13 protein-coding genes are annotated in these 20,994 nt (G+C 61.6%); 10 read left to right on the top strand and 3 right to left on the bottom strand.

The features are described from left to right. Positions 1–31 precede the first annotated feature (31 nt). Positions 32–976: a transcriptional regulator GcvA gene (gene gcvA, locus JHD62_RS04025; protein ID WP_199101866.1), complete on the bottom strand. Its 945-nt coding sequence runs from the start codon at positions 974–976 to the stop codon at positions 32–34. Between the two features lie 180 nt (positions 977–1,156). Here gcvA and acnB point away from each other — a divergent pair, with 180 nt between their 5' ends. After that, positions 1,157–3,751, top strand: a complete 2,595-nt coding sequence (acnB, locus tag JHD62_RS04020; protein ID WP_045844959.1) for a bifunctional aconitate hydratase 2/2-methylisocitrate dehydratase — start codon at positions 1,157–1,159, stop codon at positions 3,749–3,751. Positions 3,752–3,936: 185 nt separating this feature from the next. Further along, complete coding sequence (locus tag JHD62_RS04015; RefSeq protein ID WP_370541024.1) at positions 3,937–7,167, top strand: DNA translocase FtsK; 3,231 nt, start codon at positions 3,937–3,939, stop codon at positions 7,165–7,167. Positions 7,168–7,251: 84 nt separating this feature from the next. On the opposite strand, the gene JHD62_RS04010 is transcribed toward JHD62_RS04015, so the two are convergent. Further along, the gene (locus JHD62_RS04010; RefSeq protein WP_156156867.1) at positions 7,252–7,401 is read right to left on the bottom strand and encodes a hypothetical protein; all 150 of its coding nucleotides are present in this window, start codon (positions 7,399–7,401) and stop codon (positions 7,252–7,254) included. A gap of 206 nt (positions 7,402–7,607) precedes the next feature. Here JHD62_RS04010 and JHD62_RS04005 point away from each other — a divergent pair, with 206 nt between their 5' ends. Further along, positions 7,608–10,463, top strand: coding sequence for a PAS domain S-box protein (locus JHD62_RS04005; protein ID WP_199101865.1), 2,856 nt, complete (start codon positions 7,608–7,610; stop codon positions 10,461–10,463). A gap of 194 nt (positions 10,464–10,657) precedes the next feature. On the opposite strand, the gene JHD62_RS04000 is transcribed toward JHD62_RS04005, so the two are convergent. Continuing rightward, entirely contained in the window at positions 10,658–11,869 is a 1,212-nt protein-coding gene (locus JHD62_RS04000) for a VWA domain-containing protein (protein WP_199101864.1), read from the bottom strand. A gap of 103 nt (positions 11,870–11,972) precedes the next feature. On the opposite strand from JHD62_RS04000, the gene JHD62_RS03995 reads away from it, so the two are divergent. The 7 genes from JHD62_RS03995 to JHD62_RS03965 all read left to right on the top strand — a co-directional run. Further along, the gene (locus tag JHD62_RS03995; RefSeq protein ID WP_199101863.1) at positions 11,973–13,403 is read left to right on the top strand and encodes a coniferyl aldehyde dehydrogenase; all 1,431 of its coding nucleotides are present in this window, start codon (positions 11,973–11,975) and stop codon (positions 13,401–13,403) included. A gap of 1 nt (position 13,404) precedes the next feature. Continuing rightward, on the top strand, positions 13,405–13,920 hold the full coding sequence (locus JHD62_RS03990) for a hypothetical protein (RefSeq protein ID WP_199101862.1): 516 nt from the start codon (positions 13,405–13,407) through the stop codon (positions 13,918–13,920). Between the two features lie 8 nt (positions 13,921–13,928). Then, positions 13,929–15,521, top strand: coding sequence for a GMC family oxidoreductase (locus JHD62_RS03985; RefSeq protein ID WP_233160617.1), 1,593 nt, complete (start codon positions 13,929–13,931; stop codon positions 15,519–15,521). Between the two features lie 149 nt (positions 15,522–15,670). Then, positions 15,671–17,008, top strand: a complete 1,338-nt coding sequence (locus JHD62_RS03980) for a TolC family protein (RefSeq protein ID WP_199101861.1) — start codon at positions 15,671–15,673, stop codon at positions 17,006–17,008. A gap of 1 nt (position 17,009) precedes the next feature. Continuing rightward, the gene (locus JHD62_RS03975) at positions 17,010–17,921 is read left to right on the top strand and encodes an HlyD family secretion protein (RefSeq protein WP_199101860.1); all 912 of its coding nucleotides are present in this window, start codon (positions 17,010–17,012) and stop codon (positions 17,919–17,921) included. Between the two features lie 2 nt (positions 17,922–17,923). Next, complete coding sequence (locus JHD62_RS03970) at positions 17,924–19,861, top strand: ATP-binding cassette domain-containing protein (protein ID WP_199101859.1); 1,938 nt, start codon at positions 17,924–17,926, stop codon at positions 19,859–19,861. After that, positions 19,858–20,994: ABC transporter permease (locus JHD62_RS03965; protein WP_199101858.1), on the top strand; the 1,137-nt coding region annotated here is incomplete at its 3' end. The genes JHD62_RS03970 and JHD62_RS03965, both read left to right, overlap by 4 nt.

The following is a 20,994-nucleotide window of genomic DNA, read 5'->3' as shown; positions in this document are numbered from 1 at the left end:
CCCGCACCAGTCAGGGCCGGTGCAGGCAGGGTTAATCCGCCGGGAAGGCGTGGGCAATCATGTTGGCATTCAACCCAGCCGCGGGAAAGGGCCGCATCTGGCCGGCTTCCTGTTCCAGCCAGCGGCAGAACGAGGCCACTGTTGAATCCCCCGAGGCGGTGCGCGGAACGATCCAGCAATAATCCCGCACCGGCACCACCGGGCTGGAAAGCGGTGCCACCAGCTGGCCGGAATCCACCAGCGCCTGCGCCATCGGTAATGGCCCCAGTGCCACGCCAAGACCATCCAGTGCCGCTTGCAAGGCCAGTGAGAAACGGTCGAAATGCAGGCCGCAGGCCGGTTTCAGCTCGGGCACGCCAGCCAGGGTCAGCCAGCGTTGCCAGGCGGTGGGACGCGTGTCGGCGTACAGCAGGGTGTGCTGAGTCAGATCGGCCGGGCTTTCAATCGGAAAACGCTTGAGCAGCGCGGGCGAACACAAGGGCAGCTCGCATTCTTCCAGAAACGGTTTGGCAATATGGCCAGGCCAGTCGCCGGGGCCGCGTCGGATGGCAATGTCAAACGGGCTGTCCAGGCGGCTGATGTCGCGGTCGGATGTCACCAGGTGCAGTTCTACATCCGGGTAGCTTTCGCGAAACACATGCAGGCGCGGCATCAGCCAGTGCATGGCCATGGTGGGGGTGGAGTTGATGGTCAGCCGGCGCTGGTTGTCCGGTTGCAGCAACTGCGAGGTGGCATTGGCGATCAGGTCCAGTCCGTCCTGCACCTGGATCAGGTAGCGCCAGCCGGTGTCGGTCAGCTTCACCCGTCCGCCGGCGCGCTCGAACAGGCGTACGCCCAGCCATTCTTCCAGCTGCTTGATCTGCTTGCTCACAGCACCGTGGGTAACGAACAGCTCGTCGGCTGCCGAGGAAAAGCTTTCCAGCCTTGCTGCGGCCTCGAATATCCGCAGCGCATTAAGAGGGGGGTAAGTACTCATGGTGTGAGTATAACTCACAGACGATGTTTCGATTACTCGTTTGTAACTGGCATGCAGAGAGCGTAATCTTCCAGCAATCAAAACGGGGTAGAAGGAAATCTCCCCGGACGGTTGCCGCCAGTTGATCCCGCGCTGGCGGCTGACTCATTGCAAACAACCCAAGCAAAAAGGTCCCAAGCTATGCTCGAAGCCTACCGTCAGCATGTTGCAGAGCGCGCTGCACTGGGCATTCCGCCCCTGCCGCTGAACGCCAAGCAAACCGAACAACTGGTCGAACTCCTGAAAAACCCGCCCAAGGGCGAGGAAGATCTGCTGGTCGAGCTGATCACCTTCCGCGTGCCGCCGGGCGTGGATGATGCCGCCAAGGTCAAGGCATCCTTCCTGGCTGCCGTTGCAGAAGGCAGCGTGGCTTCGCCGCTGGTTTCCCGCGCCAAGGCTACCGAACTCTTGGGCACCATGCTGGGTGGCTACAACGTCAAGCCGCTGATCGACCTGCTGGCTGATGCCGAAGTGGGTGCCATCGCTGCCGAAGGCCTGAAGAAGACCCTGCTGGTATTCGACTTCTTCCATGACGTGCAAGTGCTGGCTGATGGTGGCAACGCCAACGCCAAGGGCGTGCTGCAAAGCTGGGCTGATGCCGAATGGTTCACCAGCCGTCCGGAAGTGGAAAAGAAAATCACCGTTACCGTATTCAAGGTGCCGGGCGAAACCAATACCGACGACCTGTCGCCGGCACCGGACGCCTGGAGCCGCCCGGACATCCCGCTGCACTACCTGGCCATGCTGAAGAACACCCGTCCGGGTGCTGCTTTCGTGCCGGAAGAAGATGGCAAGCGCGGCCCGATGCAGTTCATTGAAGACCTGAAGAAAAAAGGCCACCTGGTTGCCTACGTGGGCGACGTGGTGGGTACCGGTTCTTCCCGCAAGTCCGCTACCAACTCGGTGGTATGGGCTACCGGCCAGGATATTCCGTTTGTGCCGAACAAGCGCTTTGGCGGTGTAACCCTGGGCGGCAAGATTGCGCCTATCTTCTTCAACACCCAGGAAGACTCCGGCTCGCTGCCGATCGAAGTGGACGTATCCGCGCTGGAAATGGGCGATGTGATCGACATCTACCCGTACGACGGCAAGATTGAAAAGAACGGTGCCACCGTTGCCAACTTCCAGCTGAAGTCCGACGTGCTGCTGGACGAAGTGCGCGCAGGCGGCCGTATCAACCTGATCATCGGCCGTGGCCTGACTTCCAAGGCGCGTGAAGCGCTGGGTCTGGCTCCGTCCACCGTATTCCGCCTGCCCAAGGATCCGGCCAATTCCGGCAAGGGCTTCTCGCTGGCACAGAAGATGGTTGGCCGCGCCTGTGGTCTGCCGGAAGGCCAGGGCGTCCGTCCGGGTACCTACTGCGAACCGAAGATGACCACCGTGGGTTCGCAAGACACCACCGGTCCGATGACCCGCGACGAGCTGAAGGACCTGGCTTGCCTGGGTTTCTCCGCCGACCTGGTCATGCAGTCCTTCTGTCACACTGCCGCTTATCCGAAGCCAGTGGACGTGAAGATGCACAAGGAACTGCCGGCCTTCATCTCCACCCGTGGCGGTGTTGCACTGCGTCCGGGCGATGGCGTGATCCACAGCTGGCTGAACCGTCTGCTGCTGCCGGATACCGTGGGTACCGGTGGTGACTCCCATACCCGTTTCCCGATCGGCATTTCCTTCCCGGCCGGTTCCGGTCTTGTGGCTTTTGCCGCTGCTACCGGCGTAATGCCGCTGGACATGCCGGAATCCGTTCTGGTGCGCTTCAAGGGCGAACTGCAACCGGGCGTCACCCTGCGTGACCTGGTGAATGCCATCCCGCTGTACGCCATCAAGCAAGGTCTGTTGACCGTGGCCAAGGCTGGCAAGAAGAACATCTTCTCCGGTCGCGTTCTGGAAATCGAAGGTCTGCCGAACCTGAAGGTGGAACAGGCATTCGAACTGTCCGACGCTTCTGCCGAACGTTCCGCTGCCGGTTGCACCGTGCATCTGAACAAGGAACCCATCGTCGAATACATGCGCTCCAACATCACCCTGATGAAGACCATGATCGCCGACGGCTACGCTGATGCCCGTACCCTGGAACGCCGCATCAAGAAGATGGAAGAGTGGATTGCCAATGGCGAACTGCTGAAGGCTGATGCCGATGCCGAATACGCAGCCGTGATCGAAATCGATCTGGCCGACGTGAAAGAGCCTATCGTGGCCTGCCCGAACGACCCGGACGACGTGAAGTTCATGTCCGAAGTGGCCGGCACCCCGATTGACGAAGTGTTCATCGGTTCCTGCATGACCAACATCGGTCACTTCCGTGCCGCATCCAAGCTGCTGGAAGGCAAGCGCGACCTGCCGGTGAAACTGTGGCTGGCTCCGCCGACCAAGATGGATGCGCAGCAGCTGACCGACGAAGGCCACTACGGTGTGTTCGGCATGGCCGGTGCCCGTACCGAAATGCCGGGCTGCTCGCTGTGCATGGGTAACCAGGCACAGGTTCGCGAAGGTGCTACCGTGATGTCCACTTCCACCCGTAACTTCCCCAACCGTCTGGGCAAGAACACCAATGTGTTCCTGGGTTCGGCTGAACTGGCCGCCATCTGCTCCAAGCTGGGCAAGATTCCGACCGTGGAAGAGTACAAGGCCAATATCGGCATCATCAACGAGAAGGGTGCTGAAGTGTACAAGTACCTGAACTTCGACCAGATCAAGGACTACCAGGACATCGCCGCTACCGTGGCTGTGAACTGATCCTGCCCGTGATCGACAAGAACCCCGCCTGGTGCGGGGTTTTTTCATGCTTGTCAGTAAGCTGCCGCCATGCAGTTTGCTGGCAAATAAGGGTACAATCGACGGTTTGAATTGCCCTGTTCTGCCTGGTCGCCTGCATGCCGCTGGCGGCAGGCAGTGATGAATGACGAAAGAGGTTGCAGATCGTGTGGTTTGTGCTGGCACTGATGGGTTTGGGTGTGGCGGGTGGTTTTGCCTGGCGCAAGCGGGGAGGGCAGTGGCCTTCGGTCAAGGACCTGCTGCAACAGCGGGGGCGCTTGCTGGGCAGGCTGGATCGCCTGCTGGGCGCCAGTCATGAAGAAGAACTGGATATCACCCCGGCTGCGTTTCGCGAACGCAGGCGCGAACCGATAGCCATTCGCTTCGATCTGCCGCAAGAGCAGCCCGCCACGCCACCTCTGGACGATACGCCTGTTGCACCGGTGCTGCCTGACCGTGCACCAGCAGCAATGGCCCAGGCCACTACGTCGCCGGTGAGTCGGTCTCAGCCTGATGGTCCGCCCCGCCCGCAAACAGCGCCAACGCGTGCCGCTCCGCCGGCTGACCTGCCCCATGTAGAACTGGAACGTACCTACCGTCGCAGCAAGCCACAGCCCAAGCCAGCGACCGCTCCGGTCAGCGGCAATCTGCCGGTCATCGGTCTGGATGAGCTGCAACACAATATGCACCATGGCACGCGTCGTCGGCAGGCCGAGCGCAAGGCTGGTGCCATGCCGCAGTCTGAAAGCCGTGCGCTGCCGGTGATCGACCCGCATGAAGTGCGCGCCCAGGTCAGTGCCTTGCACAGCAAGCGTCGCAATGCCGAGCCGTCAACGCCCAAACCGCAAGTCATCTTGCAGCCGGTGCGGTCGGCCCCGCTCAAGATCAAGACCCAAACCCCGCCGCCACGCCGCGAAACCCCGCCGGTGGAGCCGCCCATCGTGCGGCACGAGCAGCAGGCCAGAAGCAAGGCCTATGAAGGCTGGATTCGCCCGCCGGAAAGCCGTCCGCCGCAAGCCAAACCCGCCGCGCCTGCCCCGCAGCCAAGCCCTGTGCATGCACCGGGCTTGTCACTGGCCGATATCCCGGATGCACCATCTGCCAGCATGCCCTTGCCTGGCCTCGCCGGGCGCTTGCTGGAGCAGCCGGAGACCCCGCTGGCGATTGAGCCGGATGTTGTCTTGCCGGAAGCTGCCAGCGTTTTTGCCGAGGCAACAGATGTTGCAGCTGATCAAGCACCCGTCGTCGACGCAGCCATGCCCGCAGAGCTTGCTCCGCAGGCCGCGGAAGAAATCAGTGTGGCGCTTGATCAGGGTGATGCTGACCTGGCAGAGCCATTATCGGCGGAGCCGGCAATAACCATGCCTGAGCCGACGCAGGCCCAGCCAGACGCCGCGCCCATGCTCCATGCCACGCCTGCCGTTTCGTCGGCAGTACTACCGTCAGAGCCGGTAATCCAGCCAGTTACCCAGTTGGCTGCTCAACCTTCCCCGCAGCCAGAGCGGCAGCCCTGGCGCTGGCCGGAACAAAGACAGCAGGCAGCGCTTGCCGGTACGGCTGCAGCGCTTGGCAGCAGCGCAGCAGCTGGCAGTGCAACTGGCTTGCCTTGGGCGATGATCAGCGAGCGCACGCCGCAAGCCCAGCCTGCAGCGCCGCGTCCGGACAGCACGCTGGTCTGGCACTTGCTGGACGATGCCGCGTCAGCGGCTCCGGTTGCAGGGCAGGCCATTGAGCCGGCTGCTGTCGCTGCCGACAGCACCGTGCAAGTAGAAACCCAGCCAGACTTTATCGCCAGCAGTCCGCTTGATGATGCGGCCCCGCCGTTGCCGCTGGGCACGCAGGCCGATGCAGCCTTGCCCTGGGCGCTGCCTGCCCCGGCGGCACATCGCTCCAGCCTGCCGGTGATTTACGGCGAAGACTGCCTGCCAGGTCTGGATTTGCTGCGCCCGGCCGAAGAAGCCACTACGGTGGTGTCGGAAGACGAATTGCTGGAGCGCGGCATCCTGATCGAGGAAAAGCTGGCCGAATTCAAGGTCAAGGTGAGTGTGGTGGATGCCTATGCCGGGCCGGTGATTACCCGTTACGAAGTGGAGCCAGCTGTCGGTGTGCGCGGCAATCAGGTGGTCAACCTGATGAAAGACCTGTCACGTGCCCTGGGTCTGGCGTCCATCCGGGTGGTGGAAACCATTCCCGGCAAAACCTGCATGGGCCTCGAACTACCCAATGCCAAACGTCAGATGATACGCCTGTCGGAAATCTTCTCGGCCGATGTGTTCCAGCAACCGGCTTCCCGCCTGACCATGGCGCTGGGCAAGGACATTACCGGCCAGCCGGTGGCCATTGACCTGGCCAAGGCACCGCACCTGCTGGTGGCCGGTACCACCGGTTCCGGCAAGTCGGTAGGCGTGAATGCGATGATTCTGTCCATGCTGTACAAGGCCACGCCGGACGAAGTGCGCTTCATCATGATCGACCCCAAGATGCTGGAACTGTCGGTGTACAACGATATTCCGCATTTGCTGGCCCCGGTGGTGACCGACATGAAGCTGGCCGCCAATGCGCTTAACTGGTGCGTGGGCGAAATGGAACGTCGTTACCGGCTGATGAGTGCGCTGGGCGTGCGTAATCTGGCCGGTTACAACGACAAGGTGCGCGAAGCCGAGGAGGCGGGTCGTCGCCTCACCAACCCGTTCAGCCTGACGCCGGAAACGCCGGAGCCGCTGCACAAGCTGCCCTTTATCGTGGTGGTGGTGGATGAATTTGCCGACCTGATGATGGTGGCCGGCAAGAAGATTGAAGAGCTGATTGCCCGTCTGGCGCAGAAAGCCCGTGCTGCTGGCATTCACTTGATTCTGGCCACCCAGCGCCCGTCGGTGGACGTGATTACCGGTCTGATCAAGGCCAATATCCCCACGCGGATTGCCTTCCAGGTGTCCAGCAAGATAGACAGCCGGACCATTCTGGACCAGATGGGGGCCGAAAGCCTGCTGGGTCAGGGTGATATGTTGTTCCTGCCGCCGGGATCAGGCTATCCGCAGCGGGTGCATGGTGCCTTTGTCACCGACGACGAAGTGCATGCCGTGGTGGATTTCCTCAAGCAATGGGGCGAGCCGGACTACGTGGAAGGCTTGCTGACTGGCGAAACCGAGGCTGATGAAGAATCCACCGTGGCCACAGCCAAGGTACAGGCCGCTACCGAAAGCGACCCTTTGTACGACGAAGCGGTGGAAATTGTGCTGAAAACCCGCAAGCCTTCCATTTCTGCCGTGCAACGTCATTTGCGTATCGGCTATAACCGGGCGGCGCGACTGATCGAACAAATGGAAGCGGCCGGCATTGTCAGTGCCATGGAAAGCAACGGCAACCGTACCGTGCTGGTGCCACAACGTGAGTTCTGATTGCGCACTGAAGAACTGGCCAGATCAACGCAAGTAACGAAAAAGGCAGCTTAAGCTGCCTTTTTTCTGCTTGCCTGACCCTGATCAGTAACGACGCTGGCGGGAGCGGGGCTGTTCTTCATCACGACGGATGCGGATGGGAACCAGCTCGCGTTTTTTCTCCAGCGGGCTGACGAGCATGCCCAGCACAACGGCAAAGGCGGCGATCAGTGCGATCATCAAAATGGTTTCCATGACGTTGCTCCTTTGGCAGTGTGGGGCGTGTTGTGCTGAAGGCTTGATTCATTGTCGACATAAGCTGCCGATTGCTCAAGCAGAATTTGTGGCAATGTGCGATTTTTTCAAGCATTTCCTGATTATTTCTCGGTATCGGCAGTAACACTCCATACATCATCTATAAAGTAGGGCATGAAATCGAATTCTGAGTGCCGGAGACACCTTTGACCGCGCCATCACAAGCACAGCCAGATCAATCCTTCGGATTGTTTTCCAATGTATTCCACCAGGTGGAAGCGGCGCTATTGGTACTGGATGAGGCCGGTATCATCACCCTGAGCAACCCCGCGGCCGAGCGACTGCTGGGCATAGCCGGCGATGTCTTGTGCGGCCATCACATCAGCACGGTATTGCTGTGCGAGGCGAAGGCAATGGCATCCGGCGGGCTGCAGCCTGAATGTTCCAGTCAGGCCAGGGATTTGCTGGCGCTGTTTGATGCCGGGCTGATGCCGGGACATGGCCTGCCACGCGAATGGGTGGTGGCGGACAAGGACGGCAGCCGGCACATGGTGAGCATTTCTGCATCGCCACTGGCCCAGGGCAATGCCACCGGCCATGTGCTGGTGATTCAGGATCTGACAGAAATGAAACGCATGCAGCAATTGCTGCATCGCCAGCATGCGCTGTTTGCCAATGGCCCGATGGTGGCCTTCTCCTGTAGCCCGTCCAAACCGCATGAGGTGCAGGAAGTCAGCCCCAATGTGGCGGAAATCCTGGGTTACTTTCCCGAAGACATCCTGCTGGACCCGCTATGGTGGCAACAAAGACTGCATCCGGATGACCAGGCCGCCCTGGCCGATGGCCGCTGGCGGCTGGCGCAAAGTGAAGGGTTTGCCACTTGTCGCTACCGCTTTTTGCATGGCAGTGGCCGCTGGTGCTGGCTGGAAGAGCATGTGCAGCTGTTGCCCGACGATGTGGTTCAGGGCTACTGGATTGATGTCAGCAAGCAGGTGGAAGGGGAAGACCGGCTGGCCAAGATAGCCAGCAATATTCCCGGCATGCTGTTCAAGTACACCATCAACCCCTACGGGGCGGGGCACTTTGTCTATGTAAGCGATGGCGTGCGCAACCTGTTCGGCATTTCACCGCAGCAGGCCCGGGACAATGCCGAACTGGTAGCACAGCGGATATTTCCGGATGACTTGCAACGGGTGCGGGAAGAGGGTGAAGCCGCCTTGCGCTATCACCTGCCCTGGATATGCGAGTTCCGCATCCTGTTGCCAGATGGCCGCATGATCTGGGTGGAAGGGCGTGCCACGCCGGAATTGCAGGATGACCAGTCCGTGCGATGGCACGGGCTGATTTCCGAGATTACCCAGCGCAAACGCACGGAAGAGGCCTTGCGGGAAAGCCAGGAGCGGCTGGACATGGCCATGCGCGGGGCCAATATCGGCTTGTGGGACTGGCATGTGGCGCTGGGCAAGCTGGACTTCAACCAGCAACTGGTGAACATGCTGGGGTACGACTACCACACCCTGCATGACAACCCGTCGCAGTGGCAGGCATTGGTACACCATGAAGACTTGCCCATTGTGCGTCATCATCTTCGCGCGCTACTCAAGCGTGAGGCCAGCCAGTACCGTATGGAGTACCGGGTGATACGCTGTAGCGGCGAGGTGATCTGGGTGCTGGACAAGGGTCAGGCCACCGAGGTGGATGGCAATGGCAATGTCTGTCGCATTGTCGGCACGGTGCAGGACATCACCACCCACAAGCAGGCGCAACGGCTGCTGGAGGATAGCGAAGCGCACTTCCGCATGCTGTTCCAGAACCATGGCGCGGTGATGATCTTGATCGACCCGGATCAGGGCTGCATTGTCGATGCCAACCCGTCAGCTGAGCGCTTTTATGGCTATTCCCATCAGGAACTGGTAGGCATGCCGCTGGGCCGCATCAACCAGATGGCCGAGGAACGCATCCACGGTACCATTGGTGTTGCCTTGCTGCAGGCACATAACCATTTCACCTTTACTCACCGGCTGGCCAGCGGGGAGTTGCGCACGGTTGATGTACATTCCTCACCGGTTGAATCCGGCGGACGTACCCTGCTGTTTTCCATCATTCACGACATCACCGCGCGGCGTGAGGCTGAGGAAGCGCTGGCCACCTTGCAGCGGCAGTTGCTGGCCATCATCGAACACTTTCATGGTGCCATGCTGCTGGAGGATCAATCCGGCGAGGTGGTGCTGGTCAACCACCAGTACTGCGAAATGTTCATGCCTGACATGACGCCGGAGCAGCTGAAAAAGGAAAATCGCCTGCAGGTGGCGGCGCGGGCCGCATCCTGTTTTGCCCAGCCACAGCTGTTGCTGCAGCGAATGGAAGAATTGCAGCAGACACGGCAGGTAGTGCTGGGTGAGGAGTGGGCACTGAAAGACGGGCGCATGCTGGAGCGCGACCACGTGCCCATTTATGTGGAGGGCCGGCTGCGCAGTGTGCTGTGGGTGTACCGCGACATCACCAGCCGCAAGCAGCAGGAAGAAACACTGCGCCAACTGGCCACCACCGATGCGCTCACTGGCATTGCCAACCGGCGCAGCTTCATGGAAAAACTGGCCGATGAGTTTGCCCGCTTCCAGCGTTTCAGCAATCCGGTTGCGGTGCTGATGCTGGATATCGACCATTTCAAGCGGGTAAACGATACCTGGGGCCATGCTGTGGGTGACAAGGTGCTGCACGACTTTGCTGCCATCTGTCAGCAAGTGGTGCGCAAGGTGGATGTGGTGGGGCGTCTGGGCGGGGAGGAATTTGCTGTCCTGCTGCCCGGCTGCGGCATGGCCGGAGCGCTGGCGCTGGCCGAGCGGCTGCGCGAGGCAGTGCGCAGCCATGTCACCCAGGTGGGGGAAGCCAGTTTGCAGGTACGCACCAGCATCGGCGTCAGCAGCTTTGCCCGCAGCCAGCAGGATGCCAGTGTCGCCCTGGCATTGGCCGACCAGGCCTTGTACGAGGCCAAGCTGGCCGGGCGCGATCAGGTCCGGGCCTTCGACGGCCATGGCCAGCACTTTCCCCCGTCAAACTAGGGAGCCAGCAAGGCTCCCCCTTGCTTCAGACTCATCAGATGGTGGACAAACCCCCTCTCGCTTTCTGCAAAGAAAACGAGGCTCGCTGCTTAAATTGGCGGGGAAAGGGCGGGGGGATTGGGATTGGATGGCAAGGCTGCGGAATCAGGTGCTTGGTCGGAAGGCCCGGCTTTGCCGGGTCCAGTGCCATCGTATCAAATTACCTTGTCAGCAGCCTGAAGCAAGGCCCCGCCCTGCTTCAGGCTGCGCATGGCGCGGTCCACGCCTTCGAGGGTGAGCGGAAACATGCGCTGTTGCATCAGTTGCTGCATCAGTTGCAGGGACGGGGTGTAGCTCCAGTATTGCTCTGCCACCGGGTTGAGCCAGGCGGCATGGCGGAAGTGGCCGAGCAGGCGCTGCATCCACACCGCGCCGGCCTCCGGGTTCATGTGTTCCACGCTGCCGCCCGGATGGCTGATTTCGTAGGGGCTCATGGTGGCATCGCCCACCAGGATCAGCTTGTAATCACTGCCAAAGGTGTGCAGCAGGTCCAGCGTGGACAGGCTGCTGCCTTGACGCCGCCGGTTGTCCTTCCACACCGTTTCATACACGCAGTTGTGGAAGTAGTAGTACTCCAGGTGCTTGAACTCGGTCTTGACGGCGGAGAACAGTTCTTCCACCGCCTTGATGTGGTCGTCCATCGAGCCGCCGACATCAAACAGCACCAGTACCTTTACCGTATTGCGCAGGGTGCGGCGCATGCGCAGGTCCAGCAGGCCTGCCTTGCGGGCGGTGCCGGCAATGGTGGCTTCCAGGTCCAGCTCTTCGTCGGCACCATCACGGGCAAACTCGCGCAGCCGGCGCAAGGCCAGCTTGATGTTGCGGCTGCCCAGCTCGGCGGCATTATCGAAATTGCGGAATTCGCGTTTGTCCCACACTTTCACCGCACGGCGATGGCGCGACTCTGCCTGGCCAATGCGGATGCCTTCCGGGTTGTAGCCATAAGCACCAAACGGGCTGGTACCGCCGGTGCCTATCCATTTGTTGCCACCCTGATGCCGCTCTTTCTGTTCTTCCAGTCGCTGGCGCAGGGTTTCCATCAGTTTGTCCCAGCCCATGGCCTGCAATTGCTGCTGTTCTTCCGGGCTGAGGAATTTCTCAACCTGCTTGCGCAGCCAGTCCTCTGGAATATCGCGCTGCAAGTCATCCAGATTCAGTGTCTTGCCTTCGAAGTAATGGCCGAACACCTGATCGAAGCGGTCGTAATGCTTTTCGTCCTTGATCAGCGTGGCGCGTGACAGATAGTAAAAAGCATCCAGGCTGCCAAAAGCCACGTTCTGCCTGAGTGCTTCCAGCAGGGTCAGGAATTCCTTGAGTGATACCGGCAAGCGGGCATCGCGCAGGGCATAAAAGAAATCGATCAACATGATGGATACACGGGTGACAGAGGAAATTTCTGATGCTATTCTGGCTTTAGAGTCGTGGCTCTAAACGACCGTTTGCCGGATGGAACAACACGAGGATAGCACAATGCCTGTCATGCCGATGCCGCCAGACACCGAACAGGGTCTGCAGCAGGCCTATGCCGCCATGCGCCATGCCGCCGATGCGGCAAGGTTTCCCGATCTGGCCACGCGCCGTGGCTGGTTGACGGCGCTGGAACAATTGATACAACAGAACCGCACTGCCTTGATCGAGGCGGTGAATGCCGACTTCGGCCAGCGCAGCAGTGTGGAAACCCGCTTGCTGGAACTGTTTCCCAGTCTGGAAGAGCTGCGCAGTGCACGACGCCAGCTGGGCCGCTGGATGCGGCCGCAACGCCGTGCCGTTTCGCTGTGGTTCCGCCCGGCGCGCAATCAGGTGATACCGCAGCCACTGGGCGTGGTGGGTGTGGTGGTGCCGTGGAACTACCCGCTGTTTCTGGCATTTGGCCCCTTGATTGGTGCACTGGCGGCGGGTAACCGGGTGATGATCAAGATGTCCGAACTCACCCCGGCCACCGGAGCGCTGCTGGCCAGACTGGTGGCGCAGTATTTCGAGCCGGGGCTGGTGACGGTGGTCAATGGCGATGCGACGCTGGCACAGGCCTTTACCCGCCTGCCGTTTGACCACCTGCTGTTTACCGGCTCCACCGCGGTTGGACGCCATGTGATGCGTGCGGCGGCGGATAATCTCACCCCTGTGACGCTGGAACTGGGTGGCAAGTCGCCCGCCCTGGTGGCGCGCGATGCCGACTTTGCCCGCGCTGCCGAATCCATCGTGGCAGGCAAATTGCTCAATGCCGGTCAAACCTGCGTGGCACCTGACTATGTTCTGGTGAATGCCAAGGACCGTGACCGCCTGCTGGCCATGCTGGATGCCGTTGCCACCCGTGCCTATCCCACGCTGGCGCATAACCCCGACTACAGCAGCATCATCCATCCGCGGCATTACCAGCGCCTGCAACAATGGCTGGACGAAGCCATTGCTGCCGGGGCGACGGTTCGGCAGATCAATCCGGCTGGCGAGGACCTGGTCGCAGTGCGCAAGCTGCCGCTGACGCTGGTGCTGGATTGCCCGGCCCATTGCGCGCTGATGCAGGAGGAAATCTTTGGCCCCATCCTGCCGGTGGTCAGTTATGACCGCTTTGACGAGGCGCTGGAGTACATCAACGCCCGGCCGCGCCCACTGGCGCTTTACCTGTTTGATCGCGATCCGGTGCGCATCGACAAGGTGCTACAACAAACCGTATCCGGTGGTGTATGCATCAATGAAACCATCCTGCACGTGGCGCAGGACAACATGCCGTTTGGCGGCGTGGGGCCTTCCGGCATGGGGCATTACCACGGTCATGAAGGTTTCCTCACTTTCTCCAAGCTCAAGCCGGTATTTACCCAGAGCCGCTGGGCGGGTAGCTGGCTGACGCGTCCGCCGTATGGCCGGACAGTGGAATGGCTGCTCAAACTGATGTTGCGAGGCTGACATGCTGACCCGCCGCCAACTGATCAAGACCGGCATGGCCGGTAGCGTGGTGCTGCTGGCCGCAGGCCTGCTGGCCACTCCCCAAGCGGACTGGCCGGCTCACGCGGAACCGGCGCTGCATTTCCTGCAGCCGGTCGATGCGCAAATAATCCGCAGCATTGCGCCGGTCATGCTGGGCATGTCCGGCCTGCCCGTGAACGACATCGTGCGCGGGGTGGATGTGGCAATCAGCAATCTGCTGCCTGCCATCCAGCAGGAATTGCGCCAGTTGTTCGACCTGCTTGCCAATCGCTGGGCGCGGCGCTGGCTGGCGGGCGTGCGCAAGCCCTGGGCGCAGGCGCCGGACAGCGAGCTGACTGCTTTCCTGCGTAGCTGGCAGCACAGCCCCTTGTTATTGCTGCGCTCGGCGTACCAGGCCTTGCATGCGCTGATCAATGCCGCCTGGTTTGGCAACCCGGCCAGCTGGAGCGCGATGGGCTATCAGCAACCACCACAAATCATGAGTCTGCTGCCATGACGACACCGATGAGCTTGCCCGATCCGATTGCCCAGGGCGTGGCCGAAGGCTGGCGCGTGCTGGACGGTGCCACCCGGCAGCAGGACCTGCAACTGCACTGCGACGTGCTGATCATCGGCACTGGTGCCGGCGGCGGGATGACGGCCGAAGTGCTGGCCCAGGCAGGGCTGGATGTGCTGATGGTGGAAGAGGGAGCCTTGCGGACATCGCGCGACTTCCGCCTGCTGGAAGCCAAGGCCTATCCCGAGCTGTATCAGGAGGCGGCCAGCCGCAAGACCGCCGACAAGGGCATCAATATCCTGCAGGGCCGTACCGTGGGTGGCAGTACCACGGTCAACTGGACCAGCGCCTTTCGTACGCCTGCCGACACGCTCAACTGGTGGGGTGAACGCTATGGCTTGCACGGGCTGAACCCGCAAACCATGGCGCCCTGGTTCGACATGGCCGAAGCACGGCTGGGCATTGCCGACTGGCAGACCGACCCCAACCCCAACAACAGCGTGCTGGAACAAGGCTGTCAGGCCCTGGGCCTCAGGCATGGCCGCATCCGCCGTAATGTGCGCGGTTGCTGGAACCTGGGCTATTGCGGCATGGGCTGTGCCACCAATGCCAAGCAGTCCATGCTGGTGACCACGATTCCCGCCGCCTTGCAGCACAAGGCTGGTTTGCTCACCCGCGCCCGGGTGGAGCGGCTGATTCCCAGTGCGGATGGCAAGGCCTTGCAAGGGGCGGAAGGTGTGCTGCTGGCGGCTGATGGCCACAGCCTCACCGGTCGTCGTTTCCGGGTGAGTGCTGGCCATGTGGTGCTGGCGGCAGGTTCCATTGGCACCCCGGCCATTTTGCTGCGCAGCGGCCTGGCGGACAGCCATGTCGGCCAGCGCACCTTTCTGCATCCGGTCGCCATTTGCGGCGCGGTGATGCCGCAGCGTATCGAAGCCTATAACGGCGCACCGCAAACCGTGTACTCCGACCACTTCATGCACACCCAGCCACTGGACGGTCCGCTGGGTTACAAGCTGGAAGTGCCGCCGGTGCATCCCTTGCTGGTGGGGGTGACGCTGTCAGGTTTTGGCCAGCAAACCGCCAGCCTGATGCAGCAACTGCCCCATCTGCATGTGATGCTGGCCCTGTTGCGCGATGGCTTTCACCCGGAAAGCCAGGGCGGGGTGGTGCGCTTGCGCGCCGATGGTTCGCCCGAGCTGGATTACCCGCTGAACGATGTGTTGTGGGATGGTGTGCGGCGCAGCTGGCTCACCATGGCGGAACTGCAGTTTGCCGCCGGTGCGCGTCAGGTACAGGTGATTCACGAACAGGCCCTGCTGCTTTCCAGCTGGAAGGAAACGCGGGAAATGATAGCCGGCTTGCCGCTCAAGCCCTTGCTGGCACGTCTGGTCAGTGCCCATGTGATGGGTGGAGCCGCCATGAGCAGTCAGCCGGACAGCGGGGTAGTGGACGAATACGGCCGCCACTGGACGCTCCGTAACCTGAGCATTATCGACGGTTCCATCTTCCCCACCAGCATCGGCGCCAATCCGCAACTGTCCATTTATGCTTTTGCCCTGCGTGCCGCACACCAGTTGCGCGCGGCATTGAAAGCCTGAATTTCTAGAGTAAAAGCCCGAAAGTGCCGCGTATCTGGCATTTTCGGGCTTTGTATTGTCTTACTTCCCGTTTTTGCTTCGGTTTGACTGATCAAGCGCAACATCCATCCATGCAGTTGCAATATACTGAAGTCATTATTGATGAATGAGTGTTCATTACTTCAATGGCATTTTCAGGCAAGTTTTTACCGCTGTGGCTGGGACTGTCCGTACTGAATTGCCCGGTGCTGGCGGAATCATTGCAGCAAGCCTGGCAACAGGCCGAGCAATACAGTCACAGTCTGCGCGCCGAAGCACGCAAGGTGGATGCCGCCAGGCTGCAAGAGGATGCAGCCCATGCCGCAGCCGGGCCGGCGCTGACGCTGGATGCCGGTGTCAGCCAGCTGGACAGCACGCCTACGGCGCGGCTGGACATCAGCCCGCTGACGCAAGGTCTGGGTGCGCTGGGCCTGCATCTGCCAGCCACGGTGGATGCACCGCTCAGTAACCGGGATGTGCGCTATGCCAATGCCCGGCTGGGGCTGCCCCTGTATACCGGTGGCAGGCTCACCGCCCTGCAGCAGTCTGCTGCGGCAGCAACATCGGCCAGTCGCTACGCGCAGGAACAGGTACGCCAGGCCTTGCGCCTGCAAGTGGCGGAAGCCTATATCAATGTGTTGCGCGCGCGCCATGCGGCAGCGGTGGCCAGCCAGTATCTGCAAAGCCTGCAAGCCTATCAGCGGGATGTGAACAATTTCTTCCGCAAAGGCGTGGTGGCACGGGGTGATGTGCTGGGGGCGGCGCTGGCCGTGGCGGATGCCGAGCAAAAGCTGATTTCGGCCCGGCAGGCAGAGACGTTGAGCCAGGCTGCCTACAACCGCCTGCTGGGGCGTGACTTCAGCCAGCCGGTGCAGGTAGATGAACTGGAACTGGCCGGTGACGGACGCAGTCTGGCTGCTTTGCAGCAGCGCGCCATGCAGCAAAGGCCGGAACTGGCGGGCTTTGCAGAATGGTCTGAATCCTTGCAGGCCACTGCCCGCAGTGTGCGCGCCGAAAGCCAGCCGCAGTTGGGGGTGTATGCGGCCTACAGCTACCTGAACAACCCTTATCTGGTGAACAAGGGCGTGGGTTCGGTCGGGCTGGGAGTCAGCTGGAGCGTGTTCGACAGCGGCCTGATTCGCGCCCGTGCCGGCAGCGTCAGCGAACAAGCCAGCGCGGTGCAGGATCAGTTGCAGGAGGCCCGCAGTCTGATTGCGCTGGAAGTGGAGCGCAGCCATAGCCAGCAAATCGAAGCCACAGCCCGCATCCGCGTGGCCGAGGCCGCCTTGCTGTCGGCAGACGAATACCTGGCCATCCAGCGGGACCGCTATCGCAATGGTCTGGCCAATCAGACCGAAGTGCTGGCCGCCGAAGTACGGCGCGCAGACAGCCAGCGCAATCTGTTCAACGCCCGTTACGACCACGCCCTGGCGGTGGTGGCCTTGCAACGGGCCATCGGCGAGTTGTGACATGAAAACAAGCAGAATCGTGATGGCAGGTGTGGTGCTGGCCCTGGCCGGTGCACTGGCTTACGGCATCTGGCAGGCGCGAGACCGGGGCCTGCCGGAAGGATTGATCCAGGCCAATGGCCGACTGGAAGGCGACAGCGTACTGGTGGCCAGCAAATATCCGGGACGGCTGGAGAGCGTGCTGGTGCGCGAGGGGGATATGGTCAGCAGCGGTCAGTTATTGGCCCGTCTGCATTCTGATGAGGTAACTGCCCGCTTGCGGGCTGCGCAAGCCAGTCTGGCCGCCGCCCGTGCCCAGCAGCAACGTGCAGCGGCGGCTTCGGCCCAGGCGGACAAGGATGCCGCCCGTTTTGCCGACTTGCTGGCGCGCGGCTCGGTAGACCGCATGCATGCCGAGCAGATGCAACTGGCTGCCGTCAGCGCCCGCAGCCAGGCTGTACAGGCGACCGAGCAAATCCATCAGGCCGAAGCCGCGGTGGCCGAAGCCACTGCCGTGCTGCGCGAATTGCAATTGACTGCGCCTTCCGGTGGCATGGTCAGCAATCGCCTGCGCGAGCCGGGTGAAATGCTGGCAGCAGGCGGCGGGGTGGTGGAACTGGTGGACCTGAACCACCTTTACCTCAAGGTGTATGTGCCGGAAAATCAGATCGGCAAGATCCGCCTTGGCTTGCCCGCGCAAATCAGCACCGATGCCTTCCCCGCGCATCCGTTTGACGCCACCGTCAGCCATATTGCCGCCCGTGCCGAATTCACCCCCAAGGAAGTGCAAACGCCTGATGAGCGGGTGAAGCTGGTGTATGCGGTCAAGCTCAGCCTGAGCAGCAATCCGCAATTGCGCCTGACGCCCGGCCTGCCGGCCGATGCTGTCATCCGCTGGAAAGATGGCGTGGCCTGGCAAGCCCCGCGCTGGTAGCCATGAGCGATACCATCATCAAGGCCAGCGGCTTCGGCAAGCAGTACGGTGGCCAGTTTGCCGTGCAAGGACTGGACCTCGAAGTGCGCCGTGGCGAGCTGTACGGGCTGATCGGCCCGGACGGAGCCGGCAAATCCAGCCTGATGAAGGCGGTGGCCGGCGTGTTGTCCTACGAACAGGGCCAGCTGGAGGTGTTTGGCCAGTTGCTGGACAGCGAGCGCCATGCCGAAGCCATCAAGGGGCGCATCGGCCTGATGCCGCAAGGCCTGGGGCAGAACCTGTATGGCGATTTGTCCATCGAGGAAAATGTCGACTTTTTTGCCCGGCTGCGGCTGGTGCCACGCGAAGAAGCCGCTGCCCGCAAGGAACAACTGCTGGCCATCACCCGTCTGGCGGCGTTTCGTCATCGGCCAATGAAGCAGCTGTCCGGCGGCATGAAGCAGAAGCTGGGATTGGTATGCACGCTGATTCACGCGCCGCAGCTGATCATTCTGGATGAGCCCACCACCGGGGTGGACCCGGTGTCGCGCCGCGACTTCTGGGCCATTCTGGCCACATTGATTGCCGAGCAGGGCCTGACAGCATTGGTGTCCACCGCCTATATGGACGAGGCCAGCCGCTTTACCCGCATGAGCCTGCTGCATCAGGGCAGCAAACTGGCCGAGGGCAACCCGGCGCAAATCCTGCAACAAGCACCGGGCTGCATCGTGCAGTGCCGGGTGGAGCCGCAGTTGAGCGCCATGCAGCGGCTGACGGCGCGCTGGCCACAATGCGAAGCCATGGGGCCGGAGATCCGCCTGTTTGTGCCTGAGGCAGATCAGCCTGTTGCCCGCCAGCAGGTGGTCGATGTGCTGCAAGGGCTGGAGTGCCAGCAGCTGGATGTGCTGGATGCCGAGCTGGAAGACGTGTTTGTCGCCATGCTGGACGGCAAGCAGCAGGGTTCGTCTGTACTGGAAACCTTGACAGCACAAGCCACCAGTCCGTCAGCCAGTAATGAACTGGCCATCGAGGCCAAGGGGCTGTGCAAGCGCTTTGGTGATTTTGTCGCCGTGGGCGATGTCAGTTTCCAGGTGCGGCAGGGTGAGATATTCGGCCTGTTGGGGGCCAATGGTGCCGGCAAGACCACCGCTATCAAGATGCTCACCGGCATCCTGCCGCCCAGCAGTGGCAGCGGGCGCGTGGCAGGCGCGGACATGAAGCAGGCCGGTGCGCTGATCAAGTCACGCATCGGTTATATGTCGCAGGCGTTTTCCCTGTATCTGGACCTGAGCGTGGTGGAGAACATCCGCCTGTATGCCGGTATCTATGGTCTGGACCGCAAGGCCCGCGACGTGCGCTTGCAGTGGATTCTGGACATGGCGGGCCTGCATGGTCACGAAAATGACCTGGCCGCCGCCCTGCCGATGGGCTTGCGCCAGCGGCTGGCACTGGGCTGCGCGCTGGTGCACCAGCCACGGGTATTGTTTCTGGACGAACCCACCAGCGGGGTGGACCCCCTGGGGCGGCGCGCCTTCTGGGACATCCTGTTCCGTCTGTCGCGGCAGGATGGCGTGGCCATGCTGGTGACCACCCATTACATGAGCGAGGCTGAACATTGCGACCATCTGGCACTGATGTTTGCCGGACGGGTAGTGGCAGATGCTTCGCCGCAGCAAATGAAACAGCAGGTGCTGGCCGAGGCTGGCCAGCTGTACCGGGTGTGTGCCGACAACGCCGCAGCCCTGGTGTCCCCCTTGCAGGCGGCCGGTTTTGCCAATGTGTCGCCTTATGGCAGCGCCTTGCATGTGCTGACCCCGGATGTAGAACGGCTGCAGCAGGTGCTGCGCGGGCTGGGAGTGGCGCGGCCGCCGCAAGCCCGCCCCATCGCCATGGAGGATGTGTTCGTGCAGCGTGTCAGCCAGTTGGAAGCGCAATCACATGCCACCGGGAGTGCTGCATGAATCTGCAACGTGTAGTGGCCATTGCGGGCAAGGAATGGCGTGAAATCGTGCGCGACCGCCTGTTCTTCACCCTGGCCTTTGTGGTACCGGCCTTGCTGATGCTGTTGTTCGGCTACGGCCTGTCGCTGGATGTGGAAAACATCCCGTTTGCCGTGGTGGATCACGACCGCAGCGCCGCCAGCCGCGACTATGCCTACCGCTTTATCGATTCGCGCTATTTCCGGTTTCGCGGCTATGCCGGGGATGAGCGCGATGCGGCGCAGTTGATTGGTTCCGGTGAAGTGCGGGTGGTACTGGTGATTCCGCCGCAGTTTGGCAAGACGCTGGCCCAGGGCCGTCCGGCAGCCATCCAGACCCTGGTGGATGGCAGCTTCCCCAGCCGCGCCATGACCACCAAGGGCTATGTCACGGCCATCAATGCCGCCTTCAGTCTGGCGGCGGTAGCGCAGGCGGTGTCCCATGCCACCGGGCTGTCGCAACAGGATGCCCTGGCACAGCTGACGCCCATCGCGCTGGAGCCTCGCTATCTGTACAACCAGAGCGTGTCCAGCATCTGGTCGCTGGCGCCCAAGCTGATCATGGTCATCCTGATGCTGTCACCGCCTTTCCTTACTGCACTGGGCGTGGTGCGGGAAAAAGAAAACGGCTCCATCTTCAATATCTACGCCTCCAATGTCAGCCGTGGCGAGTTTCTGGTGGGCAAGCTGGCTCCCTATGTGGCCATTTCCAGCGTCAACATCCTGTTGCTGTGGCTGCTGGCGGTATTGCTGTATCAGGTGCCGTTCAAGGGCAGCCTGCTGTTTTTCCTGCCTGCCACGCTGGTGTATGTGCTGTGTACCACCGGCATCGGCCTGTTGGTGTCGGTGCTGGTGCGCACCCAGGTGGCGGCGATGATTGTCACCATGGTGGTGACCATGATTCCGGCGGTACTGTATTCCGGCCTGATCATTCCCATCGTGTCGCTGGGGGCTGGCGCGCATGTGGTGGCACAGCTGATGCCCGCCATGTATTACACCGACATCGTGGTGGGCTGCTTCCTGAAAGGGGTGGGGCTGATGTCCTTGTGGCGGCCGTTGGCGGTGCTGGCGCTGTACGCCTGCCTGCTGTTTGCCGCCGGCTATCAGTTGTTCAGC

It is taken from the genome of Aquitalea sp. ASV11 (assembly GCF_016429185.1).
In the GTDB taxonomy this organism is placed as follows: Bacteria; Pseudomonadota; Gammaproteobacteria; order Burkholderiales; family Chromobacteriaceae; genus Aquitalea; species Aquitalea pelogenes.
The sequence above is the reverse complement of the archived record's forward strand: the minus strand, read 5'-3'. Positions and strand labels throughout refer to the sequence as shown.